General features: G+C 64.6%; 12 protein-coding genes, 1 tRNA gene and 2 pseudogenes. 10 read left to right on the top strand and 5 right to left on the bottom strand.

Annotation, left to right across the window (positions count from 1 at the left end):
- Positions 1-29: 29 nt before the first annotated feature.
- From ACT53R_RS07060 to ACT53R_RS07090, 7 genes and pseudogenes are all read left to right on the top strand, one after another.
- Complete coding sequence (locus ACT53R_RS07060) at positions 30-410, top strand: TrbC/VirB2 family protein (RefSeq protein WP_476171152.1); 381 nt, start codon at positions 30-32, stop codon at positions 408-410.
- 197 nt (positions 411-607) lie between these two features.
- Positions 608-988, top strand: a complete 381-nt coding sequence (locus ACT53R_RS07065) for a TrbC/VirB2 family protein (protein ID WP_476171153.1) — start codon at positions 608-610, stop codon at positions 986-988.
- Positions 981-1289: pseudogene (locus ACT53R_RS07070) on the top strand (VirB3 family type IV secretion system protein); the annotation flags it as partial. The gene ACT53R_RS07065 and the pseudogene ACT53R_RS07070, both read left to right, overlap by 8 nt.
- Positions 1290-1562: 273 nt before the next feature.
- A complete protein-coding gene (locus ACT53R_RS07075) occupies positions 1563-4025 on the top strand; it encodes a VirB4 family type IV secretion/conjugal transfer ATPase (protein ID WP_476171154.1) in 2463 nt (820 codons plus the stop codon).
- Positions 4026-4132: 107 nt separating this feature from the next.
- Positions 4133-4969 carry a hypothetical protein gene (locus ACT53R_RS07080; protein WP_476171155.1) on the top strand — a complete coding sequence of 279 codons (837 nt, stop codon included), beginning with the start codon at positions 4133-4135 and terminating at the stop codon, positions 4967-4969.
- A gap of 121 nt (positions 4970-5090) precedes the next feature.
- Positions 5091-6326, top strand: coding sequence for a TrbL/VirB6 family protein (locus ACT53R_RS07085; protein ID WP_476171156.1), 1236 nt, complete (start codon positions 5091-5093; stop codon positions 6324-6326).
- A gap of 69 nt (positions 6327-6395) precedes the next feature.
- Positions 6396-6884, top strand: a complete 489-nt coding sequence (locus tag ACT53R_RS07090; RefSeq protein ID WP_476171157.1) for a DUF4189 domain-containing protein — start codon at positions 6396-6398, stop codon at positions 6882-6884.
- Here the strand turns inward: ACT53R_RS07090 and ACT53R_RS07095 are convergent.
- Positions 6878-7132 carry a hypothetical protein gene (locus ACT53R_RS07095; RefSeq protein ID WP_476171363.1) on the bottom strand — a complete coding sequence of 85 codons (255 nt, stop codon included), beginning with the start codon at positions 7130-7132 and terminating at the stop codon, positions 6878-6880. The genes ACT53R_RS07090 and ACT53R_RS07095 overlap by 7 nt on opposite strands.
- Between ACT53R_RS07095 and ACT53R_RS07100 the strand changes: the two genes are divergently transcribed.
- Complete coding sequence (locus tag ACT53R_RS07100) at positions 7051-7635, top strand: DUF4189 domain-containing protein (RefSeq protein WP_476171158.1); 585 nt, start codon at positions 7051-7053, stop codon at positions 7633-7635. The genes ACT53R_RS07095 and ACT53R_RS07100 overlap by 82 nt on opposite strands.
- Before the next feature lie 63 nt (positions 7636-7698).
- On the opposite strand, the gene ACT53R_RS07105 is transcribed toward ACT53R_RS07100, so the two are convergent.
- The 4 genes and pseudogenes from ACT53R_RS07105 to ACT53R_RS07120 all read right to left on the bottom strand — a co-directional run bounded on the left by ACT53R_RS07105 (position 7699) and on the right by ACT53R_RS07120 (position 11300).
- Positions 7699-7785: transfer RNA gene (locus ACT53R_RS07105), tRNA-Leu, on the bottom strand.
- Between the two features lie 141 nt (positions 7786-7926).
- The gene (locus tag ACT53R_RS07110; RefSeq protein ID WP_476171159.1) at positions 7927-9513 is read right to left on the bottom strand and encodes a pseudouridine synthase; all 1587 of its coding nucleotides are present in this window, start codon (positions 9511-9513) and stop codon (positions 7927-7929) included.
- Positions 9514-9568: 55 nt separating this feature from the next.
- Positions 9569-10339 (bottom strand): annotated as a pseudogene (gene scpB / locus ACT53R_RS07115) (SMC-Scp complex subunit ScpB); the annotation flags it as partial.
- A gap of 28 nt (positions 10340-10367) precedes the next feature.
- Positions 10368-11300 (bottom strand): segregation and condensation protein A, encoded by a 933-nt coding sequence (locus ACT53R_RS07120; RefSeq protein WP_476171160.1) that lies wholly within the window; start codon positions 11298-11300, stop codon positions 10368-10370.
- Between the two features lie 480 nt (positions 11301-11780).
- Between ACT53R_RS07120 and ACT53R_RS07125 the strand changes: the two genes are divergently transcribed.
- Both ACT53R_RS07125 and ACT53R_RS07130 read left to right on the top strand, forming a co-directional pair.
- Entirely contained in the window at positions 11781-12080 is a 300-nt protein-coding gene (locus tag ACT53R_RS07125; RefSeq protein WP_476171161.1) for a YciI family protein, read from the top strand.
- The gene (locus ACT53R_RS07130) at positions 12077-12379 is read left to right on the top strand and encodes a BolA family protein (RefSeq protein ID WP_476171162.1); all 303 of its coding nucleotides are present in this window, start codon (positions 12077-12079) and stop codon (positions 12377-12379) included. Before ACT53R_RS07125 ends, ACT53R_RS07130 begins: the two co-directional genes overlap by 4 nt.
- Positions 12380-12476: the final 97 nt, after the last annotated feature.

The raw sequence follows: 12476 nt of genomic DNA on the forward strand, positions 1-12476 counted from the left end.
ATCTCGTTCGATCCAAGGAGAGCAAGTCAATGAAAGTGTCCACCCATACCCGCCGCCGCATGTCCTCGTTCCTGATGGCCGCGCTGTTCGTCGCCGTGCTGTCGGTGCCGAACGTGCTGTTCGCACAGACCTTCGAAGGCGCCGACGTCCGCATCTGCGGTTTCTTCGATGACATCCGCGGCCTGCTGAACATGGCGTCGGTCGCGATCGTGACGATCGCGGTGATCATCGCCGGTTACCAGATCGCGTTCGCGCACAAGCGCATCTCGGACGTGGCGCCGATCCTGATCGGTGGCCTGCTGATCGGTGCGGCCAGCCAGATCGCCGGCATGCTGCTGCTGGGCGACCAGGCGACCGCCGACGCCGACTGCACCGCGATGATCGTCAACGCCCTGCCGATCGTCGCCTGATCGATCCACGGGATCGATCGGTGCGATGATCACCGCACAGGAGCCACGGTCGCCGGACGACGGCGACCGTGGCCCCCGACTCCGATCTGGCGTTTTCCGCACAGGCCGTGCGGAGGGTTTGCCGGCCGGGATCAAGACGCAGGCTCCACCCCTCGTTCCATCTCATTTCCATACCGGTTAACCCAGGAGAGTTCCCCATGAAGTCCAACCAGACCCGCCGCAATGTCTCGTCGTTCCTGATGGCCGCGCTGTTCGTCGCCGTGCTGTCGGTGCCGAACGTGCTGTTCGCGCAGACCTTCGAAGGCGCCGACGTCCGCATCTGCGGTTTCTTCGATGACATCCGCGGCCTGCTGAACATGGCGTCGGTCGCGATCGTGACGATCGCGGTGATCATCGCCGGTTACCAGATCGCGTTCGCGCACAAGCGCATCTCGGACGTGGCGCCGATCCTGATCGGTGGCCTGCTGATCGGTGCGGCCAGCCAGATCGCCGGCATGCTGCTGCTGGGCGACCAGGCGACCGCCGACGCCGACTGCACCGCGATGATCGTCAACGCCCTGCCGGCCGTGTATGCATAAGAACGTGCTCTTCCGCGGTTGTACCCGTCCCGCCATGTTCATGGGGGTGCCTTACATCCCCTTCTTCATCGGTGCGGGTGGGTCGCTGCTGATGGCGGTCTATTTCGGCCTGCAGTACCTGCTGCTCATCCCGGTCGTCCTGTACGTGATGCGGCAGATGGCACGGCGCGACGAAATGATCTTCCGCCTGCTCGGATTGAACCTGCAGTTCAAGCTGCGGGCGCGCAACGTCAAGGACCACGGGGGAATGTGGGTGTTCTCCCCCAATGCCTACCGGTTGTCGCGTCCGGGTGCGAAGCGCAGGATGTCCGGGCCCTTCATCCTCAGCGGGAGGATGACGGGGCCAGGCAAGCGGGCCGCCAAGGCGACCGCGAAAGCTTGATCGACGTCGGACCGGGTTCGTGCGAACGAACCCGGTCCGGCGGCTTCCAGGGGCCGACCGGCGGATACCGGAACATCGGAGACATCCGGCGTCGGCTCATGGTTCCCGCGGCACCCCGGACGCTTTGCGTTCCGGATTCCTGCGACTCCCTTGTGCCATCGTTCCAACGCCAAGCCCGGATTCCTCCAGCGCATGTTCAATCCCGACACTTCCATCAGCGAGTTCGTCCCGTTCTCGTCCCATGTCTCTCCCTCGGTCATCAAGACCCGGGACGGCGACTACCTGCTCTCGTGGCATCTCGAGGGCCTGCCGTTCGTCGGTCGCGAGGAGTGGGAGATCGAACATCGCCACAACACGTTCAACCGGCTGCTGCAGACCCTGCGCGCGCCCGATTTCGTGAACGTCGCGTTCTGGGTCCATGACATCCGCCGCCGCCGGCGCGTGAACGTCAAGAGCCAGTTCCGCCAGCGCTTCAACCAGGAGATGTCCGACGCCTACTACGGCGCGCTCTCCTCGCAGAAGATCATGCAGAACGATCTGTATCTGACGATGATCTACCGCCCGGTGGTGGGCAACAAGCGATTGATGGAGAAGACCGCCGAGCATGCCCGCCTCAAGGCGGAGGAAGAGCAGGCGATCGCCAAGATCCACGAACTCGCCGGCAACGTCGAGGCCGTCATCAAGGACTATTCGCCGTATCGCCTCGGCATGTACGAGGGCGCGAATGGCGTCGTCTTCTCGGAAACGCTCGAATTCCTCGGTTTCGTGCTCAACCGCATCGAAGAACCGGTGCCGGTGCTGCACGCGCCGATCTACAACTACCTGCCGGTCAGCCGGCACATGTTCTCGTCGAAGAGCGGCGACTTCGTCATCAACACGCCGAGCGGCGTGAACCATTTCGGCGCCATCCTCAACGTCAAGGAATACGTCGACGGGACTTTCCCCGGCATCCTCAACGGGCTGAAGTACCTCGACTTCGAATACATCCTGACCCATTCCTTCAGCCCGATGGGCCGGCAGGACGCGCTCAAGGTGCTCGAACGCACCAAGGGCATGATGATCTCGTCGGGCGACAAGGCGGTCAGCCAGATCGTCGAGCTCGACTACGCGATGGACCAGTTGTCGTCCGGCAACTTCGTCCTCGGCGAGTACCACTTCATCATGACCGTGTACGCCGAGAGCCAGGAGGCGCTCGCCCAGCGCGTGGCCACCACGCGCGCGGAGCTGTCGAACGCGGGGTTCGTGTCCGCGAAGGAAGACCTTGCGGTCGCCTCGTCGTTCTACTCGCAATTGCCGACGAACTGGAAGTTCCGCACGCGCATCGCCAACGTCAGCTCGCTGAACTTCCTCGGCCTGTCGCCGCTGCACAACTTCGCCTCGGGCAAGCGCGACAACAACCCGTGGGGCGAGTGCGTCACGACGCTGCAGACCACCAACGGGCAGCCGTACTACTTCAACTTCCACGCGACGCACCCCGCCGAGAATTCGCTGGGCGAAAAGGCGATCGCGAACACGATGGTCATCGGCAAGTCCGGTACCGGCAAGACCGCGCTGATCAACTTCCTGCTCAGCCAGGTCCAGAAGTACAACCCGTCGCCGACGATCTTCTTCTTCGACAAGGACCGCGGCGCCGAGATCTTCGTCCGCGCCTGCGGTGGCAACTATCTCGCGCTCGAGAATGGCCAGCCCACCGGCTTCAATCCGTTCCAGTGCGAGCGCAACGAAGCGAACGTGCAGTTCCTGGCCGACCTGATCAAGGTGCTGATCGGCAAGAAGCAGTACACGTCCCGCGACGAGGAAGACATCTTCCGCGCCGTGGAGAACATGCTCGACACCCCGATGCACCTGCGCAGCATGACCAACTTCCAGAAGAGCCTGCCCAACATGGGCGATGACGGCCTCTTCGCCCGCATGCGCAAATGGACCAACGCCGGTTCGCTCGGTTGGGTGTTCGACAACCCGAACGACACGATCGACCTGCAGAAGGCCAACATCATCGGGTTCGACTACACCGACGTCATCGACAATCCGGAAGTCCGTGTCCCGGTCATCAACTACCTGCTGCACCGTCTCGAAGAGCTGATCGACGGCCGCCCGCTGATCTACGTGATGGACGAATTCTGGAAGATCCTCGATGGCGAGGGTGGCCTGAAGGAATTCGCCAAGAACAAGCAGAAGACCATCCGTAAGCAGAACGGCCTTGGCATCTTCGCGACGCAGAGCCCGGAAGACGCGCTGAAGAGCTCGATCTCGGCCGCGCTGATCGAACAGACCGCGACCATGATCCTGCTGCCGAACCCCAATGCCAGCCGCGAGGACTACATCGATGGTCTCAAGCTGACCGATGCCGAGTACCAGGTCGTCAAGGGCCTGGACGAGCGGTCGCGCTGCTTCCTGGTCAAGCAGGGCCACGCGTCGAGCGTGTGCCAGCTCAACCTGCGCGGCATGGACGACGCCCTGGCGGTCATCTCGGCGTCGACCGACAACATCGAGATCCTGCACCGTCTCCTGGACGAAACGTCACGGAAGAAGGGCGTCGGCGTCGATGCCCTCCGTCCGGACGACTGGCTGGACGAGTTCTATGCCAGCCGCAAGGGCTCGGGCAAGAAGACCACTCAGGCGTCCGGCGACAGCCGTCGGGCGGTCGGGACTTGACTTTGTGACCGGAATCCCGTTTTAAGACGTTGTATCCTATACAAACTGCATTCAGCTTTACCCGATAACCCATCCCTATCAGGTCCAGCACACACCGGAGGTGCCTCGTGAAGACCCAGAACCACTCCCGTCGCGCGCGCAAAGCGTCGTTCATGACCACTCTGGCGCTGGCCTGCGCCTTCGCAGCAGGCAACGCCGGTGCCGGCATCCCGGTGACGGACGTCGGCAACATGGCGACGCACATCATGAATCAGATTCAGGCGTACATGAATCAGATCAACACGTATACCCAGCGCTTCCAGGATGCGCAGGAGTACTACGAAACCGCGCGCAACCGACTGACGCAGCTGCAGCATGTCTTCAGCCAGGCGCAGCTTGCGTTCGGCAAGCAGTTCTCCAAGCGCGCCGAGACCGAAGGCGTCGAAGAGCGTTGCCAGGGCGGCAGCGGCAACATGCTGTCCGATCTGATCTCCAGCTTCGGCCTGAACATGAACGGCGACATCGTTTCGCAGCAGAAGGCGCTGTGCACGTACATCGTCATCATGCAGAACAAGAAGTACAACGATCAGGTCGACGCGATGAACAAGTTGCTGCAGGAAACGCAGAACGACATCAAGCGCCAGATCACCGAGCTGTCTTCCTCCGAGGGCACCACGGCGGTTTCCACGAACAATGCGACCGCCACCGCCGGCATCCAGCAGATCCTGGCCAACTACCAGCAGTCGCAGCAGCGCATCCAGATGTACGACTCGATCATCTCGACGCTGAAGGACGACCAGAAAGAGCTGGCCCGTCGTGCGCTGAAGGGTGACAACGGCAGCTCGATGATCGCCTCGGCCGCGGGTGCCGTCGTCTCGACGCTGGCGCTGAAGGGCGCGCTGATGGTCAACGAGAGTGATGCCCGTTGCACCCGCGACGGCAACAACATCACCTGCGACGACTGATCCGCGACAGCCGGCTGTCGGTCCGCCGTCCGGCGGCCGGCAGCCAGGCTGGCAAAGCAGACAGTGATCTCATCGGAATTCGTGGACGGCGACAGGATCAAGGGCGAAACCTATGTTTGACATGATGGCAGGCGTGTTCGGCAGTGCCGGCGCCGGACTTCTGGAAAAGCTGCTGCACCCGTCGGGTGCGGCTTCCATCGGCGATCTGGCGTACTTCGTCCTGATCTACGATTTCCTCCACAGCGAGATCGAGCACTTCGGCCTCAACATGTCGCGTTCCGTGACGGTCACGGCGGGCGGCATTGCCCTCGTCATCATGACTATCTGGGTCTTTTTCCAGGGACTCCGTTTCGTCACCGGGCAAAACCGCGAATCGTTCATGGCTTTCCTCATGAACTCGATGCGCGCCTTGCTGATCGTGTCGGCGGCGATGACCTTCGCCACCACGAACTCCGCGATCTACAACTTCCTCACCGAAGACCTGCAGGGCGCGATCACCGCCGCCGTGACAGGTGAAGACGGTGACGATCCGAAGTCCATGATCGACAAGAATCTGGCCTACATGCAGCTGGGTCTTTCGAGCATCGACGTGCTGCAGATTTCGGATGATCCGAACCTCTATCAGGAAAAGAGTCGCGACATGTGGCTTGTCGGCGTCGGCACGGCCGGCCCTGCGATGGTCGGTGGCGCGATGCTGCTGATGTACGAAGTGGCCTGGGCGTTGTTCATCGGTCTCGGACCGATCTTCATCCTCTGCTTGCTGTTCGACGCGACCAAGTCGCTCTTCCAGAAATGGTTGCTCTACGGCATCGGAACGATGTTCTCGATGGCGGTATTGGCCGCGATGATCGCGATTGCGACGAAGACCGTCCTTGCCGTCGCGGAAGCGTTCTGGGCCTCCTCGCTGATCGGCAGCATCCTCGGCACGAATTTCAATGACGGCATGAACTCCATGGCCTTGCAGCAGGGTGGCATCGGTCTCCTGCTCACGGTCCTGCTGATCACCACGCCACCGATGGTGTCCAACTTCTTCTCCGGCACGCTGGGCAACTTCGCCCCGGTCGCCTCGATCACCGGCAGCCATGCCATGGCCGGCGGCGGTTATCGTGGGGGTGGTCATCATCATGGCGGTGGCTACAGCGGAGGGTATTCCGGTGGTGGTGGCGTGAACAGCGCAAGCGGTAGCGTTCAAGGTTCCGCGTCGGCTCCGCAAACAGGCGCCTATACGAACGCAGCGACCGCACCTCGCTACAGTACCGGTGGCTCTGTGCAAGGAGGCAACCCCGTTGCTTCATCTGGAAGAATGGGCGCGGCGGCGAGATCACCATCTGGTGATCCGGAATCCCCAGTTGCCTGATCGGTTCATCAGCTGTTCGGCACACTCCGTCTACAAAGCGGAGTGTGTCCATTCATCAGGCTCGCAAACATGCGGTACTACCTGCTAGCTGTTTTCTTGCTCTTCTCTCTGATGCCGCGGCACGTGTATGCCCAGTACGCTTGCCCTCCCGGTTACTATCCGATTGGTGGCGGGCAGGATGCCGGCGGTTTTTACGGCTGCGCTCCGCTCGAAGGGGGAGAAGATCAAGCTTTGCCCCCGCAGTGGGAGGCCCGTTGGGGAGCGATTGCGATCGCGAATGGCGCCTATGGCGTTTCCGGCGGTATGCGTTCGGAAGTCGAAGCAGAAAAGGCCGCCATGTCTCAGTGCCAGAGTCATGCGAAGTCCGGTGGCTGCGCGACGCAGATGACTTATTACAATCAATGCGCTGCGCTTGCATGGGGTGACATGCATTACGCGATTTCCCGGTCGCCCGAGCGCGATGCTGCGGAAAGTGATGCGATGAAAAACTGTTCCGGTAGCGCCAATAACTGCAAGATTTTCTATTCGGATTGCAGTTACCCTGAGCAAGTTCAGTAGTTTTCGGGAAGCTTGGCAAGAAGTATGACGACAAGGGTCAGGCATCGCTGCTTGGCCCTTGTTCCTTTCATGGCCTGCTCATCCATATGAGTTGTATCGCGTGGGGTGTGCTGCGGTGCCCTCGGTTCTTCGGGCTCATCGATGTCCCCCTTCGTTTGGGTTGCGCATGGGCAGAGTTCGCTGGGTGATTGCGATTTCAAAAAATCAACGTCATGTTCCACATGGAGTTCACGAATTCCTTTGCCCATTTTTTGGAGTCCTGCCTGTGATACGGATAGGGGTGTGCGCTCTCCTGCTTCTCGGGTTCTCGCAGGGCGCTTTCGCTCAGTACGCCTGTCCGCCGGGCTATTACTCGATCGGTGGTGGTCAGGATGCGGGCGGATTCTATGGGTGCGCGCCTCTGGAGGGGGGCGATCAGCAGGAGGTCGCGCCGGTCTGGGAAAGCCGTTGGGGAGCGATAGCTCTCACAAATGGCGCCTTCGGTACGGTCACCGGCATGACGTCGGAGGCTCAGGCCTCATCGGCTGCGATGAAGCAATGTGACGCCAACTCTCGACAAGGTGGCTGCCAAATCGGGATCACCTATCACGATCAGTGCGTTGCATTGGCGTGGGGCGACGGCCAGACCAGCTTGTGGCGTTCGCCAGACAAGGCCGATGCCGAAAGCAACGCCATGAGGAATTGCTCGGCGAAGACATCGAATTGCCAGATTTACTACTCCGACTGCACTTATCCCGAGCAAGTCCAGTAGTCATGGCTTCTCGAGAAAGCACAAAAAAGGGCCAGACAGCAATGTCTGGCCCTTCGTTTTGTCTGGTGCCGGAAGTGGGACTCGAACCCACACGCTTTTAAGGGCGGCGGATTTTGAGTCCGCTGCGTCTACCGATTCCGCCATTCCGGCGCGGGTGGGCAGTATAGCCGAAGCCTCGGGATGCATCGCGCGTGCGGTTCGGCACGACAACTCCCGGTCCATCACGCGACGCCGGCAGCTGTCATTCGGTGGAATGAAGTCCACTGCCGTGTCGCTTCGCTGCCCGATGCTTCAGCGCTGCGGCGCTTTTCCGCGACCGCCGCCGCTATGGTTCCGCGGTCCCCGCGGGGCGCCCGCATTGCCGCCGGGGCGACTGCCGCCCGGGCGGCCGCCGGCAGGTCGTGGCCCGTTGCCGGCCGGACGAGGGCCGCCGCCTGGGCGGGGAGCGCCACTTGCCGGGCGAGGCCCGCCGCCATGCTTCTTCGGGCCCTGGTGACGCGGGCCGCGCGGGCCTTGCTCGCCGAAGGCACCGTAACCGCCGCCATTCGCATGGTCGGAGGGGAACGAGGCCGCGTTGCCGGGATGCCCATACGGACGGGCAGGGCGCGCACCGGGCTGACCCTGGCCCTGGCGCTGTCCACCCGCGCCGCCGGCCTTCTGGCCATAGGGCTTCTTCGGGCCGCGGGGACCGGCGTTGCGGTGGCCAGCCGGGCCGGTTTCCACGCCGTCCGGCACGTACCAGGTCCGGAACGCCGCCGGGTTGCCGTCCGGCAGCGGCTTCATCTGGTCCTTCTGCCGGCGCTGCTTGAGCGGCTTGTTCTGGGCCTGGCGGGCGGCGGCTTCGCCACTCACGGTCAGGTCGCCGCGCTTCTTGCCGCCGCGACCGCGACCGCGGTCCTCGCGCACGTGGTCGAAGCGGCGCAGTTCGCGCCCTTCGTCCGCGGTGTTGTGGCCGTTGACGTAGGCCTGGCTGCGGCCTTCGCGGCCGACATGCACCGTCGACTTGGCCGCCTTGCGCTGGCCGATCACCGGCTGCAGCGTCAATGCAGGCGGCGGACCTTCTTCCAGATTGAGCTTCTTGCGCAGCGCATCGACCTGCGCCGTCGGCAGCTCCTGGCTCTGGCCGCGCAGCAACGGCTGCGGCAGGGTCACGTCGCCGTAGCGGATGCGCTTGAGGCGGCTCACCTGACAGCCCTGCGATTCCCACAGCCGGCGCACTTCGCGATTGCGGCCTTCGCTGAGGGTGACGCGGAACCAGTCGTGCGAATCGGTGCCGCCGATGCGTTCGATCTCGTCGAACTTGGCCGGGCCGTCTTCCAGCGCCACGCCGCGGCGCAAGCGATCGACGAGCTTGTCGGACACATCGTCCTCGCCCTCGGGCGCGCGGACGCGGCAGACGTATTCGCGCTCGATCTCCGACGAGGGATGCATCATCGCGTTCGCGAGTTCGCCGTCGGTGGTGAGCAGCAGCAGACCGGTGGTGTTGATGTCGAGGCGGCCGATCGCGATCCAGCGCGCGCCCTTGAGCACGGGCAGCGCTTCGAAGATCGTCGGGCGGCCTTCGGGATCCTCGCGCGAGGTCACTTCTCCTTCGGGCTTGTTGTAGATCAGCACGCGCGCCGGTTCGGTCAGCGCGCTGGCGACGAAGGTGCGGCCATCGATCTCGATGCGATCGCCGCCCTTCACGCTCATGCCGACCTGCGCGGTCTCGCCGTTGACCTTGATCAGGCCGTCGGCGATGCGCTGTTCCAGCGCGCGCCGCGAGCCGAGGCCGGCCTGGGCCAGCACCTTGTGCAGGCGTTCCTCGAGGCGGGGCGCTTCTTCGGGCGACGCGGCGTCGCGCTTGAGCGAGAGGGTGCGGGGGGCGTGTTCTTTCATGTCAGGCTCCGGTGCTGTCGTCATCGGCGACGAGAGCGTGGTGTGGGATGTCGGACGCCGCGTCGGCGTCACGGGGTTCATCGGGATGCGGTTCGTCGGAAGAAACGGCGTCCTGCGACGCGGCTTCGGAGTGGCTGTCGGTGTCGCCTTCGTCGGAAGATGCGTCTTCGGCGCGGCCTTCCGGGGCCTCGGGCAGATCCGGCTCGGCGCCCGGTGCGGCGTCGTCCGCGACGCCGGCGACGATGGCGCCGGGCTTCGGTGCGTCGGGATCCTCGAAGGTCAGTTGCGGGTCGAGTTCGCCGAAATCCTTCAGTTCGGACAGCGGCGGCAACTGGTCCAGGCTCTTGAGACCGAAATAGTCGAGGAAGGTGCGCGTGGTGCCCAGCAGTTCCGGGCGGCCCGGCACATCGCGGTGGCCGACCGAGCGGATCCACTCGCGCTCTTCCAGCGCCTTGATGATGTTGCTGCTGACCGCGACGCCGCGGACCTGTTCGATCTCGCCGCGGGTGATCGGCTGGCGGTAGGCGATGATCGCCAGCGTTTCCAGCGTGGCGCGGGTGTACTTCGTCTGGCGCTCGGTCCACAGGCGCGCGACCCAGGCGTGCACATCGGCCTGCACCTGGAAGCGATAGCCGGAGGCCGTCTCGGCCAGTTCGATGCCGCGCTCCGCGCACTGTGCCCGGAGATCCTTCAGCGCCTGTTCCAGACTGCCTTCGGGTGCGGGTTCGTCCAGCGTGAACAGGCCGCGCAGCTGCACCAGGGTAAGTGGCTGGTTGGCCGCGAGCAGCGCTGCTTCGACGATGCGGGTGATGAGGGCTTGATTCATGGGACGGTCGATGAGGGGAAAGGGCGGCTCAGGCCGCCGGCGTCGGTGCATCGCCGGGCGCGGTCGGCTCGACCGCGTCATCGTCGAATTCGCTGCTCAGCGCGGGCACGGCGACCTCGCCGTCGGTGCCGATCGCGAGCGACTTGATGTAGATCGGCGCCAGCGGCGCTTCCTGCACGATGTCGAGCAGGTGTTCCTTCGCCAGTTCGAGGATCGACAGGAAGGTCACCACCACGCCAAGCCGGCCTTCGCGCGGCTCGAACAGCGACTCGAAGCGGTGGAAGCTGCCGTTCGACAGCCGGTCCAGCACGTCGGTCATGCGCTGGCGCACGCTCAGCGCCTCGCGCTTGATCGAGTGTCCGGTGAACAGCTCGGCGCGCTTGAGCACGTCGTGCAGGGCGAGCAGCATTTCCTTCAGTTCCACCGGTGGCGGCAGCTTGACGCTGGCCCGGTCGGGCACGAAGGCGGCCACCGCCGAGGTGTCGCGGTCCATGCGGGGCAGGGCGTCCAGATCCTCGGCGGCCTGCTTGAAGCGTTCGTATTCCTGCAGTCGGCGGACGAGGTCGGCGCGGGGGTCTTCCTCGGTGCCTTCGTCGCTGGGCGGGCGGGGCAGCAGCATCCGCGACTTGATCTCGGCCAGGATGGCGGCCATCACCAGGTATTCGGCCGCGAGCTCGAACCGCATCTCGCGCATCACGCCGATGTATTCGACGTACTGCTTGGTGATCTCGGCGACCGGGATGTCGAGGATGTCGAGGTTCTGGCGGCGGATCAGGTACAGCAGCAGGTCGAGCGGTCCCTCGAACGCATCGAGGATGACTTCCAGCGCGTCCGGCGGGATGTAGAGGTCCTGCGGGATCTGCAGCACCGGCTGCCCGAGCACCATCGCCAGCGCCATCTCGTGCTGCTGCGGCGCGTGCACGACGGGCTCGGCCGGTGCGGGCGCGGTTTCAGTGCTCATGCGACGGGTGGGTCATGGCATTGGCGAGGGGCAGCGGTGCGATGCGGGAGTCGGGCCCAGATCCGGCGTCCGCGATGCGCGGGTCGTCGCCATGGGCGTCGTTCCGATCCTCCCTGGATCGCTGGCAACGCGGGTTCGGCAGGCTCGTTCGGTGATGGCGGGTTCAACACGCACACCGGCCCATGCGGACGGGGACGGATCGTGCGGGGCGGATCGAAGGCTCCGACCATGCGCCCGGCGGGCCCATGCGTCCGGCAGGGCGATGCGGGGAGGAGGTCGTGGGCCGGTGGCCGGGTGGGGACGGCGGGCACCTCGGTCGGGGCGTCGGTCGGCCGGCTTGGGCCCCGCACGCCATCGAGGATACGCCGTTGCCGGCCTCGAAACGATGGCCAAGGGTACGGCCTGCCGTGCCGGCTGTCCAGCCGGCCCCGGCGGGTCGCGATCCACTATCCTGTCGCTCCGTTCATCGGAGCCTGAGCCATGTGGTACGCCATCCAGGGCCACGACGTTCCCGACTCGCTGCCGTTTCGCCGGGAGGCAAGGCCCGCGCACCTCGCGCGTCTGGAAGCGCTGCGCGACGCCGGACGCCTGCTCCTCGCCGGCCCGCACCCGGCGATCGATGCCGAAGATCCGGGCCCGGCCGGCTTCACCGGCAGCCTGGTCGTCGCCGAATTCGAGAGCCTCGAGGCTGCCCGCACCTGGGCCGACGCCGATCCCTATGTCGCGGCCGGTGTCTATGCCCGCGTCGACGTCCGCCCGTTCCGGCCGGTGCTGCCATGAGCGGCGGGCACATCGAAGGCCAACTGCCGCGCGAAGTCCGCGTCGAAGCGATCCGCCAGCGCCTGGAGGCCGCACTTGCGCCGGCCCGGCTGGAAGTCATCGACGACAGCCACCGTCACGTCGGCCACGAGGGCGCGCGTGACGGGCGAGGGCATTACACCGTGCGCATCGCCAGCCCGGCGTTCGCGGGGATGACGCCGCTGGCCCGTCATCGCGCGGTGTACGAAGCGCTTGGCACGCTGATGCAGACCGACATCCATGCGCTGTCGATCCAGGCATCGTCGGCCGTCGACGATTGACGGTCGCCATGGCGGCGTCACGGCCTCGTCGTCGTGCGGGTCATGCTGCTTTGCAGCATCGATCCGCGCCACCGCCGCAGCCTGCCGCGCCGTGAAA

Source organism: Lysobacter sp. DMC104 (genome assembly GCF_056313665.1).

Bases quoted from the DNA above. Each gene is read 5' to 3' on its own strand.
- ACT53R_RS07060 (WP_476171152.1), top strand. From the start codon at position 30: ATGAAAGTGTCCACCCATACCCGCCGCCGCATGTCCTCGTTCCTGATG.
- ACT53R_RS07065 (WP_476171153.1), top strand. From the start codon at position 608: ATGAAGTCCAACCAGACCCGCCGCAATGTCTCGTCGTTCCTGATGGCC.
- ACT53R_RS07075 (WP_476171154.1), top strand. From the start codon at position 1,563: ATGTTCAATCCCGACACTTCCATCAGCGAGTTCGTCCCGTTCTCGTCC.
- ACT53R_RS07085 (WP_476171156.1), top strand. From the start codon at position 5,091: ATGATGGCAGGCGTGTTCGGCAGTGCCGGCGCCGGACTTCTGGAAAAG.
- ACT53R_RS07090 (WP_476171157.1), top strand. From the start codon at position 6,396: ATGCGGTACTACCTGCTAGCTGTTTTCTTGCTCTTCTCTCTGATGCCG.
- ACT53R_RS07100 (WP_476171158.1), top strand. From the start codon at position 7,051: ATGGGCAGAGTTCGCTGGGTGATTGCGATTTCAAAAAATCAACGTCAT.
- ACT53R_RS07095 (WP_476171363.1), bottom strand. From the start codon at position 7,132: ATGGGCAAAGGAATTCGTGAACTCCATGTGGAACATGACGTTGATTTT.
- ACT53R_RS07110 (WP_476171159.1), bottom strand. From the start codon at position 9,513: ATGAAAGAACACGCCCCCCGCACCCTCTCGCTCAAGCGCGACGCCGCG.
- ACT53R_RS07120 (WP_476171160.1), bottom strand. From the start codon at position 11,300: ATGAGCACTGAAACCGCGCCCGCACCGGCCGAGCCCGTCGTGCACGCG.
- ACT53R_RS07125 (WP_476171161.1), top strand. From the start codon at position 11,781: ATGTGGTACGCCATCCAGGGCCACGACGTTCCCGACTCGCTGCCGTTT.
- ACT53R_RS07130 (WP_476171162.1), top strand. From the start codon at position 12,077: ATGAGCGGCGGGCACATCGAAGGCCAACTGCCGCGCGAAGTCCGCGTC.